The sequence below is a fragment of the Brevundimonas sp. genome (assembly GCF_035999125.1).
Taxonomy (GTDB): Bacteria; Pseudomonadota; Alphaproteobacteria; order Caulobacterales; family Caulobacteraceae; genus Brevundimonas.
Map to the genome: position 1 here is coordinate 105,441 of NZ_DASYGX010000002.1, position 20,391 is coordinate 125,831.

13 protein-coding genes and 1 tRNA gene are annotated in these 20,391 nt (G+C 69.2%); 10 read left to right on the plus strand and 4 right to left on the minus strand.

Going from position 1 to position 20,391, the window contains the following annotated elements:
- Window positions 1-19: 19 nt before the first annotated feature.
- From VGN45_RS00825 to VGN45_RS00860, 8 genes are all read left to right on the plus strand, one after another.
- Window positions 20-1,546 carry a carboxylesterase/lipase family protein gene (locus tag VGN45_RS00825; RefSeq protein WP_327458298.1) on the plus strand — a complete coding sequence of 509 codons (1,527 nt, stop codon included), beginning with the start codon at window positions 20-22 and terminating at the stop codon, window positions 1,544-1,546.
- Window positions 1,547-1,747: 201 nt separating this feature from the next.
- The gene (locus VGN45_RS00830) at window positions 1,748-2,812 is read left to right on the plus strand and encodes a LacI family DNA-binding transcriptional regulator (RefSeq protein WP_327458299.1); all 1,065 of its coding nucleotides are present in this window, start codon (window positions 1,748-1,750) and stop codon (window positions 2,810-2,812) included.
- A gap of 1 nt (window position 2,813) precedes the next feature.
- The gene (locus tag VGN45_RS00835) at window positions 2,814-5,801 is read left to right on the plus strand and encodes a TonB-dependent receptor (RefSeq protein ID WP_327458300.1); all 2,988 of its coding nucleotides are present in this window, start codon (window positions 2,814-2,816) and stop codon (window positions 5,799-5,801) included.
- A gap of 92 nt (window positions 5,802-5,893) precedes the next feature.
- Window positions 5,894-7,321: a glucoamylase family protein gene (locus VGN45_RS00840; RefSeq protein WP_327458301.1), complete on the plus strand. Its 1,428-nt coding sequence runs from the start codon at window positions 5,894-5,896 to the stop codon at window positions 7,319-7,321.
- A complete protein-coding gene (locus VGN45_RS00845) occupies window positions 7,303-8,583 on the plus strand; it encodes a sugar ABC transporter substrate-binding protein (RefSeq protein ID WP_327458302.1) in 1,281 nt (426 codons plus the stop codon). The genes VGN45_RS00840 and VGN45_RS00845 overlap by 19 nt, the downstream gene beginning before the upstream one ends.
- On the plus strand, window positions 8,580-9,518 hold the full coding sequence (locus VGN45_RS00850) for a sugar ABC transporter permease (protein ID WP_327458303.1): 939 nt from the start codon (window positions 8,580-8,582) through the stop codon (window positions 9,516-9,518). The genes VGN45_RS00845 and VGN45_RS00850 overlap by 4 nt, the downstream gene beginning before the upstream one ends.
- Window positions 9,515-10,342: a carbohydrate ABC transporter permease gene (locus VGN45_RS00855; RefSeq protein ID WP_327458304.1), complete on the plus strand. Its 828-nt coding sequence runs from the start codon at window positions 9,515-9,517 to the stop codon at window positions 10,340-10,342. The genes VGN45_RS00850 and VGN45_RS00855 overlap by 4 nt, the downstream gene beginning before the upstream one ends.
- A gap of 20 nt (window positions 10,343-10,362) precedes the next feature.
- Window positions 10,363-13,578, plus strand: a complete 3,216-nt coding sequence (locus VGN45_RS00860) for a discoidin domain-containing protein (protein WP_327458305.1) — start codon at window positions 10,363-10,365, stop codon at window positions 13,576-13,578.
- Between the two features lie 37 nt (window positions 13,579-13,615).
- On the opposite strand, the gene VGN45_RS00865 is transcribed toward VGN45_RS00860, so the two are convergent.
- From VGN45_RS00865 to VGN45_RS00880, 4 genes are all read right to left on the minus strand, one after another.
- Window positions 13,616-14,701, minus strand: coding sequence for a sn-glycerol-3-phosphate ABC transporter ATP-binding protein UgpC (locus VGN45_RS00865; protein ID WP_327458306.1), 1,086 nt, complete (start codon window positions 14,699-14,701; stop codon window positions 13,616-13,618).
- A gap of 201 nt (window positions 14,702-14,902) precedes the next feature.
- Complete coding sequence (locus VGN45_RS00870) at window positions 14,903-16,813, minus strand: DEAD/DEAH box helicase (protein ID WP_327458307.1); 1,911 nt, start codon at window positions 16,811-16,813, stop codon at window positions 14,903-14,905.
- 88 nt (window positions 16,814-16,901) lie between these two features.
- Window positions 16,902-16,976 (minus strand) — tRNA-Val (locus VGN45_RS00875).
- A 9-nt stretch (window positions 16,977-16,985) separates the two neighbouring features.
- On the minus strand, window positions 16,986-17,708 hold the full coding sequence (locus VGN45_RS00880; RefSeq protein WP_327458308.1) for an HAD-IA family hydrolase: 723 nt from the start codon (window positions 17,706-17,708) through the stop codon (window positions 16,986-16,988).
- A 66-nt stretch (window positions 17,709-17,774) separates the two neighbouring features.
- Here VGN45_RS00880 and glmU point away from each other — a divergent pair, with 66 nt between their 5' ends.
- Both glmU and rpiA read left to right on the plus strand, forming a co-directional pair.
- Window positions 17,775-19,109, plus strand: a complete 1,335-nt coding sequence (gene glmU / locus VGN45_RS00885; RefSeq protein ID WP_327458309.1) for a bifunctional UDP-N-acetylglucosamine diphosphorylase/glucosamine-1-phosphate N-acetyltransferase GlmU — start codon at window positions 17,775-17,777, stop codon at window positions 19,107-19,109.
- A 177-nt stretch (window positions 19,110-19,286) separates the two neighbouring features.
- Window positions 19,287-19,973: a ribose-5-phosphate isomerase RpiA gene (gene rpiA / locus VGN45_RS00890; protein WP_327458310.1), complete on the plus strand. Its 687-nt coding sequence runs from the start codon at window positions 19,287-19,289 to the stop codon at window positions 19,971-19,973.
- The last annotated feature ends 418 nt before the right edge of the window (window positions 19,974-20,391 follow it).

Sequence of the window (20,391 nt, forward strand, 5' to 3'; positions counted from 1 at the left end):
CCCCATCCAGTCTGGCGACATGTCCGTCCTCGCCGCCCTGGCCGCCGTTCTCATGACCTTCAGCCCCGCCCAGGATCCCGATCGGCCCATCGTCTCCACGTCCCACGGGCCCGCGCGCGGCGTGACGGACGAGGGGGTGTCGGCGTTCAAGGGCCTGCCTTATGCCGCGCCGCCGGTGGGCGACCTCCGCTGGCGTCCGCCCCAGCCGGCCGCCTCCTGGACCGAGGTTCGCAACGCGACGACCTACGGCGCGATCTGCATCCAGCCGCCGGCCAACGGCGACCCCGGCGTGGGGCCCCTGCCCATGAGCGAGGACTGCCTGACGTTGAACGTCTGGGCGCCGACGGACGCGCGGAACCTGCCCGTCATGGTCTGGATTCATGGCGGCGGCTACAATAACGGGTCCGGCACCGCGGCGCTTTACGACGGTTCGGCGCTGGCGCGGCGCGGCGTCGTGGTGGTCACGATCAACTATCGTCTCGGCCGCCTCGGCTTCTTCGATCATCCCGCGCTCGCGGCCGAGCGGGCGGCGGACCAACCTGCGGCCAACTATGGCGTGATGGATCAGATCGCCGCGCTGGAGTGGGTTCGCGCCAACGTCGCGGCCTTCGGCGGAGATCCGGCGAACGTCACCGTGTTCGGCGAATCCGCGGGCGGCGTGGCGGTGACACAGCTGATGATCGCGCCGCAGGCGCGGGGCCTGTTTCATCGCGCGATCGTGCAGTCCGGACTGGGTCGCCAGAGGTCCGCCGAATTGGCGCTCGACCGTCCTGGCCGTCCCTCGGCCCAGTCTCTGGGGCGGGCGTGGTCGCGCGGGGCCGGCCTGCCCTCCGACGTCGACGCCGTCGCGCTGCGCGCCGTGCAGGCGGAGGCGCTGCTGACGCCGATGCCGGCCTTCTATTCGGACAACCTGATCGTCGACGGCCGGGTGCTCGTCGAAGACGTGGTCGAGGCCTTCGAGGCGGGCCGACAGGCGCCCGTGCCCCTGTTGCTGGGGACCAACAGCGCCGAGTTCTGGTGGATACGTCCCGCCGACGCGGGCGCCTACGGTCGCGACGACGACGCGATGACCGAGGGAGAGCACGACGCCCTCCTGGCCGCCTATGGTGGGCCGCTGGACTATGACCGGCACGTCGTGAGCGATCTGATCTTCAATGAGCCGGTGCGTCATCTGGCCCGCCTTCATGCGCGGGCGGGTCATCCGACATGGCTTTATCGCTTCGACGTCGTGCCTGACTCCAATCCCGAGCCCAGCGGCGGGGCCACCCATGCCTCCGAGCGCCCCTATGTGTTCGAGACCCTTCACACCGTCGGACGCGTCATGGGAGACCGGGATCGAACGGCGTCGCGGAACATGGCCGGTTACTGGACCGACTTCGCGCGCACAGGCGACCCCAACAGCGCCGCGCGTCCTTCCTGGCCGGATTTCCGCGCCCGCCCGGATCTTTTGCTTGAGTTCACGAACGGCGGGCCTGCCCCCCGACCCGTTCCACACCCCGGGCGCCTGGACGTGATCGAACGCTTTCGCGCACGAACCCGCCCCTGATCCCTGGCTGTGTCCGGCGCGGCACATGCGCGGATGTGACCGAAAAGAGGCCCTTGCATGGCCGGATGCGTCCATGTCATGTAACCGATTACAGGATCGCGTTCGGACGGACCTCGCAAAGGGGCCGGGATCGATGCGGACCGTCCAGGAGGATGCCTTGAGGTCAAATCCGTCCCGTCCCGGGGATCGCGGAGCGTCGGCGTGAAGCCGGCCAACATCCGCGACGTCGCACGCCGCGCCGAGGTCTCGGTGGCGTCCGTGTCGCGCGTGCTGAACGGCGCCGGCCCGGTGACCGAGGGCACGCGGAAGAAGGTCATGGAGGCCGTGGAGGCTCTGCAATACGTCCCGCATTCGGGCGCGCGCAGTCTGTCGACCAACCGCACCCAGACCGTCGGAGTCATCCTGCCCGACCTCTATGGAGAGTTCTTTTCCGAGCTGATCCGCGGCATGGATCTGGCGGCGCGGGAGCGGGGCTATCACCTGATCGTCTCCAGCTCGCACGACGACGCCGAGCAGGCGGCGGCGGCCGTACGCTCAATGCGGGGCCGGGTGGACGGCCTGATCCTGATGTCGCCCCACGCCACCGTGGGCCAGGCCGCGGCCGGCCTGACCGGAGGTCTGCCGGTCATGCGGCTGAACGACGACGCGGCTGAGCCGGATCGACCGTCCATCGTCGTCGACAATCACGGCGGCGCCATGGCCGCGGTGCGCCACCTCGTCCACCTGGGGCGCCGCCGCATCGCCCACGTGTCCGGACCGTCCGACAACCTTGAAGCCGAGGCGCGACTGTCCGGCTATCTGGAGGCCATGGCCCAGGCGGGTCTGGACGCCCGTGTGATCGAGGGCGATTTCGACATGGCCTCGGGACGTCGAGCGGGGCTTGAGCTCGCGACGCCGGGGCAGGGCGTGGACGCGGTCTTCGCCGGCAACGACATGATGGCGCTGGGCGTCCTTCTGGCGCTTCAGGACGCGGGCGTCCGCTGTCCCCAGGACGTCGCGGTCGTCGGCTTCGACGACGTGCCGCTGGCCTCTCTGGTCAGGCCGGGCCTCACCACGCTGCGCATCGACATCGCCGGGACCGGGCGAACGGCTCTGGAGCGCCTGCTCGGCCTCATCGACGGCCTGGCCGACGCCGGACGTCAGATCGTCCGCCCCGAACTCGTGACGCGAGGGTCGACGCGGTCCGAATTTTCAGAAACGCGACCGGCGGGCGGGCGGCCGTCGGTGGTGAACGCTTCCGCTCAGGGGGACAATCAGGATGTCTAGGATGAACATGCGCTATCTCGGGGCGGCCTCGGCGCTGGCCCTCGCCGTCTCGCTGGGCGTCGCCGGCACGGCTGCGGCCCAGGTTTCCAGCGCCACGCTGCGCGGCACAGTCACGGACGGCGGCCAGGCCGAGGCCGGCGGCACGGTCACGGCCCGCGACGTGGCCACCGGCTTCACTTCGCGCGGCCGGATCGGCGCCGACGGCGGCTATGTGATCCCCGGCCTGCGCCCCGGCACCTATGAGATCACGGTGGCGACGGCCGACGGCGACGCCGCCGTCGACACCGTCACCCTGTCTCTGGGCCAGGTCGGCACGTTGGATCTCGACACCGCGGGGGTCTCGACCGACGGCGCGACCCAGGTCGACGACATCGTCGTCGTCGGGCGCCGCATCTTCGAGGTCCGCACCCCCGAAATCGCCACCAACGTCAGCCAGGCGCAGATCAACAACCTGCCCCAGATCAACCGCAACTTCCTGAATTTCGCGGCTTTGGCTCCTGGCCTGCGCCTGTCGCAGGATCCCCAGGAACGCACCATCTCGGCCGGCGGCGCCCCCGCTCAGCAGATCAACGTGTTCATCGACGGTCAGAATCAGAAATCGACCATCATCGACGGCGGCGTGGCCGGCCAGGACGACAGCCGCGGCAACCCCTTCCCGCAGGCCGGCGTGCAGGAATTCCGGGTCATCACCCAGAACTTCAAGGCCGAGTATGAGCAGGCCGGCTCGGCCGTCATCACCGCCGTGACCCGCTCGGGCACCAACGACTTCTCGGGCGACGTCTTCGTCACCTATCAGGACGAGAACTGGATCGAACAGGACTCCTTCGCCCGTCGGCGCGGCGATCCGAAGCCGCCGCTGGAAAACCTCCAGTACGGCTTCTCGGTGGGCGGCCCGATCATCGAGGACACGCTGCACTTCTTCATGGCCTATGAGCGCAAGGACGAGACGCGTTCCAACAGCGTCTTCTCCAACGACGCCACCTATGGGTCGCTGTTCGCCTCGGAGTTCGGAACCTTCGCCGCGCCGTTCGAGCAGGATCTGCTGTTCGGCAAGCTGTCCTGGCAGGTGAACCCCGATCACCGTCTGGAGCTCAGCGGCACCTTCCGCGATGAGAACGACATCCGCGACTTCGGCGGCACGACCTCCTTCGACCGCGCCCAGCAGGTCAACACCGACGTGCGCTCGGTCGTGCTGAAGCACCAGTGGACCGGCGCGGGCTTCTTCAACGAGGCCACCGTCGACTACTTCCAGTACGTCTACAATCCGACGGCGCTCAACTTCTCGGACTACGGTCGCGAGTTCATCGTCTTCCGCGACGACAACGCGGCCCCGGGGTTCCAGTACAACGTCTTCAACCGTGACCGCACCGTGTTCAACACCGGCGGCCGTTCGGACAATCAGTACATCGAGCAGGAAAACCTGACGTTCAAGAACGACCTGACGTTCACCGACGTCCAGTGGATGGGCACGCACACCATCAAGCTGGGTGCCAAGTACTCGATGCAGACGATGTACGTGAACAAGCAGTTCGGACGGAATCCTCAGTTCCGCTTCGATGTGGAGGCTCGCCCGGAGATCAACGGCAGCCGCGACATCCCCGTCAGCGTCTTCCTCGGCTCCGCCGTTCCGGCGGCCGACGTCGAGAACAACGTCATCGGCCTCTACATTCAGGACGACTGGCAGATCACCCCGCAGCTGGAGATCAACCTCGGCCTGCGATGGGACTATGAGGACAACGCGGTCAACAACGACTACGTGACGCCGACCAACGTCCGGAACATGCTGAACGCCATTCAGGCGCTGCCCGGCTATGATTTCCCGTCGTATTTCAACCCGGCGGACTACATCTCCGATGGCGACCGGGAAGCGTTCAAGGACGCGTGGCAACCGCGCGTGGGCTTCAGCTACGACGTCTTCGACGACGAGCGGACGGTCGTCTTCGGCGGCGCCGGCCGCTACTACGACCGCATCGGCTTCAACTTCGCCTTCGACGAACGCTTCAAGCCGCTGCAGTTCAACAAGGAGATTTTCTTCTCCGTCGCCGGCGGCCCGCGCGGCGGGGTCAACACCGTCGCTTGGAACCCCGTCTATCTGACCCCGGCGGGCCTCGACCCGCTGCTGGCCGCGGCGCCGGGCGCGGGCGAGGTGTTCCTGGTCAAGAACGACGCGCCCATCCCCTACACCGACCAGTACAACATCGGTCTGCGCCAGAAACTCGGCGACTGGCAGGCTGAGATCACTCTGGCGGCGGGCCGCACCAAGAACGAGTTCGCCTGGTACATCGCCAATGCGGCGACCGAGACCGGCGGCCGGTTCTCGGGGCCCACGCCCAGCTCGGTCGGGTTCCCGGAATTCCGCAACCTGATCTTCTTCTCGGCGCATGACCGCGAGCGTCGGTACGAGGCGGTCTATGTGAAGCTGGACAAGCCCTACAACGCTCAGGACGGCTGGGGCTTCAACTTCGCCTACACCTTCATGGACGCCGAGCAGAACGGCAGCCGCGACAATGGGCTGGCGGGCTTCGACTTCGACTACAACTCTCCGGATCAGACCCCGTGGTATCCGTCGTCTTTCGACGAGCGGCACCGCATCGTCGCCTCGGGCATCATCGACCTGCCGGCGGACTTCAAACTGTCGGGCATCGTGACCCTGGGATCGGGCACGCCGTTCACGCAGTTCGTCTGCCCGACCGCCGTCCGGCCCGATCCGTCCAATCCGGACATCTGCTGGAACGCCGGCCGACCCAAGAAGTACGGCTTCATCATTCCGGACGCCTGGGCCTACCGCCAGGTCGATCTGCGTCTGACCCGCACCTTCGAACTGTGGGACGGCCACGCGGTCGAGGCGATTTTCGACGCCATCAACGTGTTCAACTACCGGAACTACAACGGCTTCGAGCAATGCCTGTGCTCGGCGGAGTATGGGGATCCTCGCTCTCAGGCCTTCCCGACCCGCAGCTTCCAGGTCGGGCTGCGTTATCGCTGGTGATCGTCTCCTGAGCCTGACGGGCCGCCGCGACGTCGATGATCGCGGCGGCCCGTTTTCTTGTTCCTGCCCCAGTTCGCGTAAAGGATTCGCCCATGGACCGTCGTCGACTTCTTCTGTCCGTGGGATCCGCCGCCGCCCTCGCGGGTTCGGGCTGCGCCGGTCTTGGCCTTCCCGGCATGGCCGCCCGCGTCGATCCGGAGATCGACGACCTTCAGTTCCGCACCTTCCGCTGGTTCGCCGAGACCCAGAACCGCCAGAACGGCCTGACGCCCGACCGGTGGCCGACGCCGTCCTTCGCCTCCGTCGCCGCCGTCGGCTTCGCCCTGACCTGCTGGCCGATCGGCGTCGAGCGCGGCTGGATGAGCCGCGAGGAGGCGCGCGACCGCACCCTGGCGACGATCCGCTTCTTCCACGACGCGCCTCAGGGGCCTGCCGCCACCGGCATGACGGGCCACAAAGGCTTCTTCTATCACTTCCTGGACATGCAGACCGGCCGCCGCTTCGACCGGACCGAGCTGTCCACCGTGGACACCACCCTGCTGCTGGGCGGCATGCTCTACGCCAAGCAGTGGTTCGACGGCGACCACGCCGAAGAGTCGGAGATCCGCGCCAAGGTACAGGCGATCTACGACCGCGTCGAATGGGATTGGACCGTGGTCCGCCCCAACCGCATCTCCATGGGTTGGCATCCTGAGACGGGCTTCATCCCGTCCGACTGGCACGTCTTCAACGAGGGCATGCTGGTCCTCCTGCTGGCCATCGGCAGCGGCACGCACCCGGTCTCGCCGGACGTCTGGGCCGAGTGGTGCGGCGTCTACGACCGCAGCTTCAACGCGGAATGGGGCTCCAAGCACCTGCAATTCGGCCCTCTGTTCGGACACCAGTACAGCCACATGTACGTGGACTTCCGCGGTATCCGCGACGCCTGGATGCGCGGGGTGCAGTCAGAAATTCCAGGCTTCGACTATTTCCAGAACAGCGTCCGCGCCGTCGCCGCCCAGCGTGACTATGCCGTGCGAAACCCCAAGGGCTGGACCGGCTATGACGCCCAGGTCTGGGGCCTGACCGCCTGCGACGGCCCCGGCGATTTCAAACAGGTGATCGACGGGCGCGAGCGCGAGTTCCACTCCTATTCGGCGCGCGGCCCCGGCGAGCGCGACGACGGCACGATCGCCCCGACCGCCGCGCTCGCCAGCTATCCCTTCGCTCCGGCCGAGGTGACGGCCTGTTTCAAGGCCATGAAGGCCCGCTACGGCGGCGGGATCTGGACCCAGTACGGCTTCCTGGACAGCTTCAATCCCACTCTGACGCAGCGCGACGGGCCGCTTCAGCACGGGGCGATCGTGCCTGGCGTGGGCTGGGTCGACGGCGACTATCTGGGCATCGACCAGGGCCCGATCGTCATCCAGATCGAGAACGGGCGCTCCGACGCCGTGTGGAAGCGGATGCGGTCCGAACCCAATCTCATCCGCGGCCTGAAGCGCGCCGGGTTCACCGGCGGATGGCTGGACCGCGCATGAGCCTGATCCGGCCCGACCGTCGCGCCGCGCTGGGCCTCATGGCCGGCGCCGCCGCAGGTCTGGCCGGTTGCGGTCGGCGGGGGGAGGGCACGCGCCTGACCTTCTGGGCCATGGGCAATGAGGCGACCAACGTCCCGCAACTGCTGCCCCGGTTCGAGGCGTTGAACCCCGGCATCACCGTGGACGTCCAGGCCCTGCCCTGGACCGCCGCCCACCAGAAGCTGCTGACCGCCTACGCCGGCTCCTCGCTGCCGGACCTCAGTCAGGTCGGCAACACCTGGGTGTCCGAGATGTCGGCCATCGGCGCGATCAGTGAACTGCCGTCGTCGGCCACCGATCTGCTGACCGACCAGTTTCCGGCGGTGCTCGACACCAACCGGGTGAACGGCCGCCTCGTCGGCGTGCCGTGGTACGTCGACACGCGCCTGCTGTTCGTGCGCACCGACATCCTCGGCCGCGCCGGCTACGACGCCGTGCCCACGACCTGGGCCGACTGGAAGGCCTCGATGCACGCTGTCAAGCGAATCCAGGGGCCGGAAAAGTATGCGATCCTGTTGCCGCTCAACGAGTTCGAGCAGCTTCTGACGCTGGGACTTCAGGGCGACGAGCCGCTGCTGCGCGACGACGACACGCGCGGCAACTTCTCCAGCCCGTCCTTCGTCGCGGCCCTGGCCTTCTACAAGAGCCTGTTCGACGAGGGGCTGGCGCCCGTCGCCTCCTCGACCCAGATCTCCAACGTCTGGACGGAGTTCGACCGCGGCTGGTTCAGCTTCCACTTCTCGGGACCGTGGACCATCGGCGAATTCCGCGACCGGCTGTCGCCCACGACGCAGTGGAACACCGCCGGCGTGCCCGGCCCGCGCGGCCCCGGCGCCTCAGCTCCCGGCGGCTCCTCGCTGGTGGTCTACCGCTCCTCCCTCAATCAGGAAGCGGCGTGGAAGCTGGTGCGCTTCCTGATGGACCCGGCGACCCAGGTGGAGTTCAACCGCATCACCGGCGACCTGCCCAGCCGGCCCAGCGCCTGGGCTGACCCGGCCGTCGTCGCCGACCCCGCCATCACGGCCTTCAAGGGCCAGCTGGAACGCGCGCGCCCGGTGCCCAAGGCGCCGGAGTGGGAGCGCGTCGTCACCGAGATGCAGATCGTCGCCGAACGCATGGTCCGCGGCGAGTTCACCCCCGAAACCGCCGCCGCCGAAATCGATCGCCGCGCCGACCGCCTCTTGGCCAAGCGCCGCTGGATGAGGGAGCAGGGCAGGGCATGACCGCCGTCGAAGCGACCCTCGCGGCCAAACCACGCCGCCCCGCCGTCACCTCCCGTAGTCGCTCGCGCGCGGCCTGGGGCTTCGTCGCGCCGGCCCTGATCGCCATCGGCGTCTTCTTCGCCGTGCCGGTCTTGGCGGCCCTGCTGCTCAGCCTGACCGACTTCGACATCTACGCCCTTGCGGACCTCAGGAACCTGCGGTTCGTCGGCCTGGACAACTACGTCAACCTGTTCGGCAACCCCTTGTTCTGGGGGGCCATGAAGAACACCGGCCTGTTCGCCCTGATCGGCGTGCCGGCCTCCATCGCCGCTTCCCTGGCCGCCGCCCTGCTGCTGAATGCACGCATCATCAGGTGGCGGCCGGTCTGGCGCGTGGCCTTCTTCGCGCCCTTCGTCACCACGCTGGTGGCCACCGCCGTGCTGTGGAACTACCTGCTGCACACCCGCTACGGCGTCATCAACTGGGCCCTGTCGGGGATCGGCGTCCCCGCGGTGGACTGGCTGGGCAGCCCGGCCACCTCCATCCCCGCCATCCTGATCTTCGTCGTGTGGAAGACCTTCGGCTACAACATGCTGATCTTCTTGGCCGTGTTGCAAACCGTTCCGGATGAGCTGCACGAAGCCGCGCGGATCGACGGCGCCGGCGCTTGGACCCGTTTCCGCCACGTGACCCTGCCGGCCATCGCGCCGACGCTGCTGCTGGTCTCGATCATCTCGGTCGCCGGCTTCTTCCAGCTGTTCGCCGAGCCCTACGTCATGACGCAGGGCGGGCCCGCCCAGTCGACCGTGACGGTGCTCTACTTCATGTACGAAGAGGGCTTCAAATGGTGGAACCTGGGCTCCGCCTCGGCCGTCGCCTTCGTCCTTTTCCTCTGCATTCTCGCCGTGACCCTGATCCAACTGGCGGTGGCGAAGCGCGTGGGGGCCTACGAATGAGCCGGCGCGTCAGCCTCAAGGCGATCCTCGCCAACCTGGCCGTCGCGGGGCTTGTGGCGATCGTCCTGTTCCCGCTTGCCTGGATGGTCTCGGTCAGTTTCATGAGCCAGGGCGAGGCCACGACCTTTCCCCCGCCCCTGATCCCGTCCCAGCCGACGCTGGATCACTATCGCGACCTGTTCGTGACCCAGGGCATGAGCCGCTACATGCTGAACAGCCTGATCCTGGCCACCCTGGCCACCATCCTGGCCCTGCTGTTCACCGTGCCCGCCGGCTACGCCTTCGCCAAGCTGCGCTTCGCCGGCCGCGAGCGCCTGTTCCAGCTGCTGGTCGCCGCGCTCGTGGTGCCGGCCCAGATCGGCACTCTGCCGCTGTTCTTGATGCTGAAGTCGATGGGCCTCGTGAACACCTACGCCGGTGCCCTGGTGCCCTGGCTGGCGTCCATCTTCGGCCTGTTTCTGGTGCGCCAGTACGCGCTCTCCATCCCCGACGAGATGCTGGAGGCCGCGCGCGTCGACGGCGCCTCCGAAGGCCAGATCTTCCGCCGCGTCGTCCTGCCGACGCTGCAGCCGATCGTCGTGACCCTGGCCCTGTTCGTCTTCCTGGGCAGCTGGAACGACTTCCTGTGGCCGCTGATCGTGCTGACGGACCAGTCCAACTACACCCTGCCGGTGGCCCTGGCCGCGCTGTCGCGCGAGCACGTCCAGGACGCCGAGATGATGATGGCCGGCGCGGTCGTCACCGTGGCCCCGGTGCTGATCCTCTTCCTGGTCCTGCAACGCTACTACATCCGCGGCATGCTCGCGGGCAGCGTGAAGGGCTGACCTTCCGCGGAGCTGACAGTATGCGCGTTCTCCCCGGCGTCCTCGCGGCGTTCGTCCTCACCTCGCCCGCCCTCGCCCAGGACTCCCGCGTCCTCGACGCCTTCGAGGACCTGTCGCCGTGGGCGGCCGACGCCTCGACCGACGTCTCGTCGGACATTGCCCCGGTGGACGGACGCGAGGGCCGGGCCATGCGGCTCAGCTACGACTTCAACGGCCGATCGGGCTATGCCTTCGCCGCCCGCGCCATCGACCTCGACGTGCCGGAAAATTTCGAGATCAGCTTCTGGGCGCGCGGCGACATGCGGCCCAACACGCTGGAGATCAAATTCGTCGACGCCACCGGCCGCAACGTCCACTGGCGCCGCATCGAGAACTTTCAGGCGCCCGCCGAGTGGACCCGCTTCACGATCAAAAAGCGCCAGATCACCTGGGCCTGGGGCCCCGACCCCGACCGCACCTTCCGCGGCGCCGAGCGCATCGAGTTCGTGGTCACGGCCGGGCAGGGCGGCGCCGGCGCGCTGGAGGTCGACCAGCTCGAAATCCGCGACCTGCCGCCCGAGCCCGGCGTCCCCCCGCGGCCGTTGGCCGAGGCCAGCAGCACGGACGCGCTGAACGTCGCCGCCCGCGCCGTCGACGACGACCTCGGCACCTTCTGGCGATCGCAGCCGGGCGCCGCCCAGTCCCTGACGCTGGACCTCGGCTACGAGCGCGAGTTCGGCGGACTGACCCTGCGTTGGGCCGACCGCTACGCCGCCTCCGGCTACGTGGTGCAGGCGTCATCGGACGGCCGCGAGTGGCGCGAGCTCACCCGCGTGATCGACGGCGACGGCGGCGCCGACTGGCTGCTCACGCCCGAGACCTCCGCACGCTGGCTGCGCATCGACATGCAGCGTCCCCTCGACCAGTCGGGCGTCGTCGGTCAGGCGGGCGCCGGCCAGCGGCTCGGTCAGGCGGCCACCAATGCCTACGCCCTGTCCTCGGTCGAGATCGAACCCCTGTCCTTCGGCGAGACGCCGACCAAGTTCGTCATGGCCGTCGCCGAGGAAAACCTGCGCGGCCTCTACCCCCGCGGTTTTCTGGGTGAGCAGCCCTACTGGACCCTGGTCGGCGTCGACGGCGGCGGCGAGAGCGGCCTGATGTCCGAGGACGGCGCGATCGAACTGCGCCGTGCCGGCCCCTCCATCGAGCCCTTCGTCGTCGACAACGGCCGCCTCATCACCTGGGCCGACGTCGCGACCGCCCAGTCGCTGCGCGAGAACGACCTGCCCATCCCGACGGTCACCTGGATGGCCGACGACTGGACCCTTTCGATCACCAGCTTCGCCGACGGCACGCCGGACAGCTCGAGTCTGTGGGGCCGCTATGTCTTGACCAACACCTCACCCCGCCCGCGCACCCTGACGCTCGCCCTGGCCGCCCGCCCGTTCCAGGTCAACGGCCCGGTCCAGTTCCTGGCCATCCCCGGCGGGGTAGGCCCCATCGAACAGATCGACTGGAACGGCTCCAGTCTGGTTCTGAACGATGCGGTCAGGGTCTCGGCCTTGGTCATGCCGGACGCCGTCTCGACCTCGACCTTTCAGGCGGGCGCCGATCCGCAGGCGCTGATCGCCGACGCGGCCGCCCGCCGCTCGGCCGACGACCGGATCGTGGAGTCCGACGCTTCGGGCCTGATGGCCGGCGCTCTCCTGTATGACGTCACGCTCCAGCCCGGCGAGAGCCGCACCTTCGGCTTCCTGGCCAGGCTCGCGGGTTCGACGCCCGACCACCCGGCGACGGGCGCCGTGGAAGCCGTGCTCGAAGGCGCCGAGGACGCCGTCGCCGCCGAATGGCGCGGCAAGATCGACCGGTTCGACCTGATCCTGCCGCCCCAGGCCCAGCGCATCGAGGACGTAGCCAAGTCCTCCCTGGCCCACATCCTCATGTCGCGTCAGGGCCCGATCATCCAGCCCGGCACGCGCAGCTACAACCGGTCCTGGATCCGCGACGGCGCCATGATGGCCGAGGGGCTGAACCGGCTGGGCCACGCCGACGTCTCGGCCGCCTATCTGGCCTGGTACGCCCCCTATGTCTTCGAGGACGGCAAGGTGCCGTGCTGCGTCGATGCCCGCGGCTCCGACCCGGTGCCCGAGAACGACAGCCACGGCGAGTTCATCTTTCTGGCCGCCGAGAACTGGCGCCACACCCGCGACCACGCCGCGCTGGAACGCGTCTGGCCCCAGGTGCAGAAGGCGATCGCCTACATGGACGGCCTGCGCGCCACGACCCGTACGGCGGAGTTCCAGGCGGCCGACAAGCGTCACCTGTTCGGCCTGCTGCCGCCGACCATCAGCCATGAGGGCTATTCCGATGCTCCGGCCTATTCCTACTGGGACGACTTCTGGGGTCTGATCGGCTACCGCGACGCCGCCTTCATCGCCGACGTCCTGGGTGACGCCGACGCGGCCGCCCGCATCCGCGCGGCAGGGGCGGAGTTTCAGACCGACGTCATGACCTCCATCACGGCGACCGCCGCCTTCCACGACATCGACTGGATCGCCGGCGCCGCGGACCGCGGCGACTTCGACGCCACCTCGACCACCATCGGCCTGTCGCCCGGCGGTTTCATCGACGAACTGCCGCAGCCGCTCCTGAACAACACGTTCGACAAGTGGTGGGACAACTTCACCGCGCGTCAGGAGAACCGCATGACCTGGCGCGATTACACGCCCTACGAGCTGCGCAATGTGGGTGCCCTGATCCGTCTCGGTCGTCGCGAGGAGGCGTTGCGCGCGCTGGACTTCTACTTCGCCGACATGCGTCCCGTGGCCTGGAACGGTTGGGCCGAAGTCGTCGGCCACCACGAGCGCGAGCCCCGCTTCATCGGCGACATGCCCCACGCCTGGATCAGCTCGGACTACATCCGCTCCGCCATCGACCTGCTGGTGTACGAGCGCGTGGATGAGGGCGTGCTGGTGCTGGCCGCCGGCCTGCCGTTCGACTGGATGGCCTCCGAAACCGGCGTCGGCGTCCGCGACCTGCGGACCGCGCATGGTCTGCTGTCATGGCATCTCAAGCGCGACGGCGCCGCCTGGACCCTGACCTTCACCGGCATGGCCTCGCCGACCGGGGGCTTCGAACTGCACTGGCCCGAAGACCGGCCCGTCCCCGCCCGCGTTCGCATCGACGGACGTGCCGCGCAGTGGGAAGGCCACGTGCTCAGGATCCCGGCGAACGCCCGGCGGGTGGAGATGAGGTGATGCGGGTTTCCCTCGCCTGAAGGGAGAGCCGGGCCGTTCAGGCCCGCTCGAACGCCCGTCCTTCGGCGTCGAACAGCTGCACCTTCTCCGCCGGGGCCTTCAGCGTCAGGCTTTGCCCCTGCGCGGGTCGCTCGGCGCCGTCCAGCTGGGCCGTCAGCATGTCGCCGTCGCCGCCGTCCAGATAGGCGTAGGTGGCGTGGCCCAGGGTCTCGACGAAGGTCGTCGTCGCCGTCAGCGCGCCGCCGGGTCCCTTGGGCGACAGGTGCTCGGGGCGCACGCCCAGGGTGACCTTGTCGCCGACCTTCGCGCCGTTCGCCTTCACCGCCGCCGGCATGATCGCGCCGGAGGCGGTCTTCACCGTCACCTGGCCGCCGCCGGCCTCGACGACCTCCGCCGGGATCAGGTTCATCTTGGGGCTGCCGATGAACTCGGCGACGAAGCGGTTGGCCGGGCGCTCGTACAGCTCCATCGGCGCGCCGACCTGTTCGATCTTGCCGGCGTTCAGCACCACGATCCGGTCGGCCAGGGTCATGGCCTCCACCTGGTCGTGGGTCACGTAGATCATCGTCGTGCCCAGCCGCTGGTGCAGGCTGGCGAACTCGTATCGCATCCGCACGCGCAGGGCGGCGTCCAGGTTCGACAGAGGCTCGTCGAACAGGAACACCTCCGGCTCGCGCACGATGGCCCGGCCGATGGCCACCCGCTGGCGCTGCCCGCCCGACAGGGCCTTGGGCTTGCGGTCCAGATAATCCTTGATGTTCAGCACCTCGGCGGCGGCGTCGACGCGGCGCTTGACCTCCGCCTTGTCCATCTTCGCCAGCGACAGGGCGAAGCCCATGTTCTCGCGCACCGTCATGTGCGGGTACAGCGCATAGGACTGGAACACCATGGCGATGCCCCGGTCCGACGGGGACAGCCCCGTCACGTCGCGTCCGCCGATGGAGATCGATCCGCCGTCCAGCTCCTCCAGCCCGGCGATGGTGCGCAGCAGGGTGGACTTGCCGCAGCCCGAGGGTCCCACGAACACTGTGAACTCGCCGTCGGCGATCTCCAGATCGATGCCCTTCAGCACCTGAACGGCGCCGAAGCTCTTCGTCACGCCGCTCAGCCGAACGTCCGCCATCCGTCTCCACCCACGCCGGTTTCTTGTTTGGCGTCAGCGTAAACGGTTACAGGGCCGGTGCAATCCTCCCCCGGAGCGCAGCGAACAGGGGAGGGGGACCATCCGAAGGATGGTGGAGGGGGCGGACACGCGCGCCGGTGTTTGGGGCGGGCCCCTCCACCGCTTCGCGGTCCCCCTCCCCCGCGAAGGCGGGGGAGGATTTCACCCGCGCTTGGGCTTGCCCTTGAACGGCTTTCCGTCCGTCTTCGCGCGGAACGGCTTGGCGCCCGGCTTGCCGGCCCACGGCTTCTTCTCGCCGCGCGGCTTCTCGACCCACGGCTTCTTGCCGACGGGCGTCGGATCGTCCTTGGTCCGCTTGACCCACTTCGGCTTGCTGCTCTCGGGAACGGGCGGCGCCTCGGCGGTCCGTTCCGGACGCGGCGTCCACGGCTTCTTCGGGCCGTCGAAGTCGCGACGCGGCTTGACGAAGGCCTTGGGCCGCGCGGTCTTCTCGCCCGGCGCGGGCGCCACCGCGTCGCTGATCGACACGTCCTCGTCCGCGGCTTTCGCGATCGCCGCGCGGAACTTGGCCTCCGCCTCTTGCGTGATCTCGAACTTGGTCTCGCGGTCGAAGATCTTGATCGAGCCCACGTCGCGCTTGGTCACGTGCCCCAGGCGGCAGATCAGCGGCAGCAGCCACTTCGGATCGGCGTTCTTCTCGCGGCCCACGTTGATGCGGAACCAGCTCATGTCGCCGCCCTGCGCGAAGTCGACCGGCTCGCGCTCGCGCCGCCCACGCTCGCCTTCCATGGTCCGCGCCATGCGCGCGTCGTCCTGCACGTCCTCGGGCGGCGGCAGCTTCTCGCGGTACAGCCGGATCAGGGCGGCCGCGACCTGCTCGGGGCTCGACCGCTCCAGCAGCTTGCGCCCCATCTCCAGCGAATCTTCATCGGCCGGCGCCGTCAGCACCGGGTCGGTCAGCATCCGCTCCTGATCCTTGGCCCGGATCTCGTCGGCCGACGGCGGCCCCGCCCATTCCGCCTCGATGTTGGCCGAGCGCAGCATCAGCTCGACCTTGCGGCGCCGCGTGTGGCTGACCATCAGCACCGAGGTGCCCTTCTTGCCCGCGCGCCCGGTCCGGCCCGAGCGGTGCAGCAGCGTCGCCTTGTTCACCGGGATCTCGGCGTGGATGACCAGCCCCAGGTCCGGCAGGTCCAGCCCGCGCGCCGCCACGTCGGTGGCCACGCACACCCGCGCATGCCCGTCCCGCAGCGCCTGCAGGGCTTCCGACCGCAGCGACTGCGTCAGCTCGCCCGAGAGGCCCACGACCTCGAACCCCCGCTCGCGCAGGCTCGCCGTCAGGTGCTTCACCCGCTCGCGCGTGTTGGCGAACACCAGGGCGCCCGGGCTCTCGAACCAGCGCAGCACGTTGACCACGCCGTGCTCGATCTCGTGCGGCGCGACGCGGATGGCCTTGTAGGCGATGTCGCCGTGCGCGACCGTCTTCGACGTCGTGTCGATGCGGATCGCGTCGCGCTGATAGGTCTTGGCCAGCTGCGCGATCTCGCGCGCGATCGTGGCCGAGAACAGCAGGGTCCGCCGCGCCGGCGGGGCCTGGTCAAGGATGAAGGTCAGATCCTCGCTGAACCCCATGTCCAGCATCTCGTCGGCCTCGTCCAGCACCACGGCCTTCAGCTGCGACAGGTCCAGCCCGCCGCGCTCCACGTGATCCTTCAGCCGCCCCGGCGTGCCCACCACGATGGCGGCGCCGCGCTCCAGCACGCGCCGCTCCGCCCGCGGATCCATGCCGCCGACGCAGGTGGCGATCCGCGCGCCGGCCTTGGCGTACAGCCACTCCAGCTCCTTCGACACCTGCAGCGCCAGCTCGCGCGTCGGCGCGATGATCAGGGCCTCGGGCGCCGCGTTGTCCGCGAACCGTTCCGTCTCGCCCAGCAGGGTCGTGGCCAGCGCCAGCCCGAACGCCACGGTCTTGCCCGACCCCGTCTGCGCCGAGACCAGCAGGTCGCGCCCGGCTTCGGCCTCGAGCACGGCGGACTGCACCGCCGTCGGCTCGTCATAGCCGCGTTCGGACAGGGCGCGGTCGAGCGCGGGATGGCTGGCGGGGAAGGGCATGGGCGTGGGTCCAATAGCACGAGTCAGCGCGCGAACGGTCTGCGCGGGATCGGCGGACGGCGGCCTGTAGGGTGAGATAACGGCGAAATGGTGGATGCGACAGGGATTGAACCTGTGACCCCCTCGGTGTGAACGAGGTGCTCTCCCGCTGAGCTACGCATCCGGGCCGTTTCTAGGAGGCGGGGACATAGCTTGGGGAAATGCGCGAGGCAAGTCTCGCCGCCACTATCCGATCGATCGCCGCCTCCAGCTCCCCGAAGCCGTCGATCAGCGCGTCTCCGCCCAGATCGCGTGCGGGGATTTCGGTATAGCCGAAGGTGGTCACGATCACCGGCACGCCCGTCGCCCGCGCCGCCCGCACGTCGGTGATCGAATCGCCCACCATGATCGCGCGCCCCGGATCGCCGCCGGCCCTCAGCACCGTCTCGCGGATGTGCGCCGCGTCGGGCTTGCGGGACGACACCGCGTCCGCGCCGCAGATCGCCGCGAACCGCCCGGTCAGCCCCAGCCGTCCGAACAGCGCCAGCGACAGGTGCGTCGGCTTGTTCGTCGCTGTGCACAGGATCGCGCCCCGCGCCGCCAGACGGTCCAGCGCAGCCTCCACGCCGGGGTAGACGTGGCTGTGGTCGCAGATGTGCGCCAGATAGTCCTCCAGGAACGCGGCCAACAGCGCCGGCCGCTCCGCCTCGTCCCAGTCCGCCCCCGCCTCGCGGAACCCGTCCTTCAGCAGGGCCACCGCCCCGTGCCCCACCAGATGCCGCGCCGCTTCGACCGGCCGGGGCGGCAGCCCGCGCGCCGCCAGAAGCCGGTTCAGCGTGCCGATCAGGTCGGGGGCCGTCTCCACCAGCGTGCCGTCCAGGTCGAAGGCGATCGTCCAGCCGTTCAGGTCTTTCATGCACCCGGTTCTATTTGAATCGCCGCCGCTGTAAACGCGACCCGACAGCCGATCTCCGGAGCCCGCATGACCCGTCGCGCCGCCATCATCCTCGCCGCCGGCCAGGGCACCCGGATGAAGTCCGGCCTGCCCAAGGTGCTGCATCCCATAGGCCACCGCGCCATGCTGGACCACGCCATCGACGCCGCCGAGGGCCTGGGCTGCGAGCGCGTGATCGTGGTCGTCGGAAACCACAGCCCGGAGGTCCGTGCCCACGTCGAGAAGCGCCTCGGAGCCACGTCCATCGCCGTGCAGGACCCGCCGCTGGGCACCGGCCACGCCGTGCTGGCCGCGCGTGACCTGATGGCCGACTTCGACGGGCAGGTGGTCGTCACCTACGGCGACGTCCCCCTGCTGAAGGCCGCGGACGTCGAGCCCGTCTTCGGCGACGCCCTGACCGTGGTGGGCTTCGAGGCCCGGGACGCCACTGGCTACGGCCGTCTGCTGATCGACGCCGACGGCGGGCTTGAGGCCATCGTCGAGCACAAGGAGGCGTCGCCCGATCAGCTGAAGGTCACCGCCTGCAACTCCGGCGTCATGGCCGCGCCCTCGCGCCTGCTGTTCGACCTGCTGGCCGAGGTCAGGAACGACAACGCCAAGGGCGAATACTATCTGACCGACGTCGTGGCCCTGGCCCGCGCGCGCGGCGAGCCCACCCGCGCCGTCTTCGCCGACGAGGACGCCGTCATGGGCGTCAACGCCCAGGGCGAGCTGGCCCAGGCCGAGGCCCTGTTCCAGAAGGTCCGCCGCGACGACCTGCTGGCGTCCGGCGTGCGCATGCCCGCCCCCGACACCGTCTTCGTCAGTTGGGACACCCAGGTCGAGCCCGGCGCCGTGATCGAGCCCTACGTCGTCTTCGGCCCCGGCGCCGTCGTCCGATCGGGCGCGAAGATCCGCGCCTTCAGCCACGTCGAGGGCGCCGAGGTCGGTCCGGGCGCCGAGGCCGGCCCCTACGCCCGCCTGCGCCCGGGCGCGAAGCTGGGCGAGAAGGCCAGGGTCGGCAATTTCGTCGAGGTGAAGAACGTCACCATGGGCGCGGGGGCCAAGGCCAACCACCTGTCCTATCTGGGCGACGGCGTGGTCGGGGCGGGCGCCAACATCGGCGCGGGCACCATCTTCTGCAACTACGACGGCTTCTTCAAACACCGGACGGAGGTGGGGCAGGGGGCCTTCGTCGGCTCCAACACCTCCCTGGTCGCCCCGGTCACCATCGGCGCAGGCGCCATGGTGGGCTCGGGTTCCGTGGTGACGTCGGACGTCGCACCCGGCGACCTCGCCCTCGCCCGCGCGCCGCAGACCGCCAAGCCCGGCTGGGCCGCCCGCTTCATGGAGACGATGCGGGCGAAGAAGGCCAAATCCTGAACCCTCTCCCGGCGGGAGAGGGCTTGAGGCTCGCAGAGCGTCAGCGATGCGCCAAGCCGAAAGGGTGAGGGGCTCCCTCTCGCCAGCAGCCCCTCACCCTTTCGCGTTTCCAATCGCTTCGCTCTTGGACGCTCAAGCCCTCTCCCGCCGGGAGAGGGATCGCGCTAGGAGCGCTTCATGAGCGCCGACTCCCAAAAGAAAGCCGCCGGCGAGGCCGCCGCCCTCCGCGTCGAGGCGGGCATGACCGTCGGCCTCGGCACCGGCTCCACCGCCGCCTGGTTCGTCAAGGCGCTGGCGGCGCGGAACCTGCCGAACCTGCGCTGCGTCCCCACGTCGGAGGCGACCGCCGACCTCGCCCGCGAGCTGGGCCTGCCCCTGGTCACGCTTGAAGACGTCTCCCGCATCGACCTGACCGTCGACGGCGCCGACGAGATCGGCCCCGGCCTGGCCCTGATCAAGGGCGGCGGCGCGGCCCTGCTGCGCGAGAAGCTGGTGTGGGAGGCGTCGTCGACCTGCCTCGTCATCGCCGACGCCGCCAAGGTGGTGCCCCACCTCGGCGCCTTCCCCCTGCCGATCGAGGTCGTCGCCTTCGGCTACAAGACCACGGGCGCGCGCATCTCCGACGTGCTGACCGATCACGACGTCGCCTTCCCGGGCCGCTTCCGGACGGCGGAGCGGGGCATGGTCCGCACCGACGGCGGCAATGTGATCTACGATGCGAAATGCGGCGTCATCCACGACCCCGCCCGCCTCGCCGACGACCTGAAACTGGTCACCGGCGTCGTCGAGCACGGCCTCTTCCTCGACCTCGCCGACGAAGCGATCATCGGCACGGACGCCGGCGTGGAGACGCTGACGCCGTAAAATCCTTCCCCCCTTGCGGGGGAAGGTGGCTCGCGGAGCGAGACGGATGGGGGGTGAAACACCGGCTCAACTGATGTTCTTCAGCCGGTCGATGCATTGCCTGCAGCCACCCCATCCGACCGCCTCCGGCGCCCACCTTCCCCGGCAAGCGGGGAAGGAAAGCGTCGGCTGGCTGGTGGAAGTCATCCCAACTTCTCCCGGGTTTCCTCGCCCTTTCAACGCGGTGCGTTTTTCCATCCGCGACTTTCCGACGTCGGTTTGGGCGTGGGGCAGCATCCGGGGGTTCCGTCGCGGGGGAGGGCGCAAGGCCTTGCGAGCTTGTCGCGGCGGGAGCGGTTCGAGCGGGGGCTGCGTCGGGAACTCCTATGTTCCTGAGCGGCCGGTGCTTCGGCCCTGACGGGCGTTCCGCGGTCCTCCT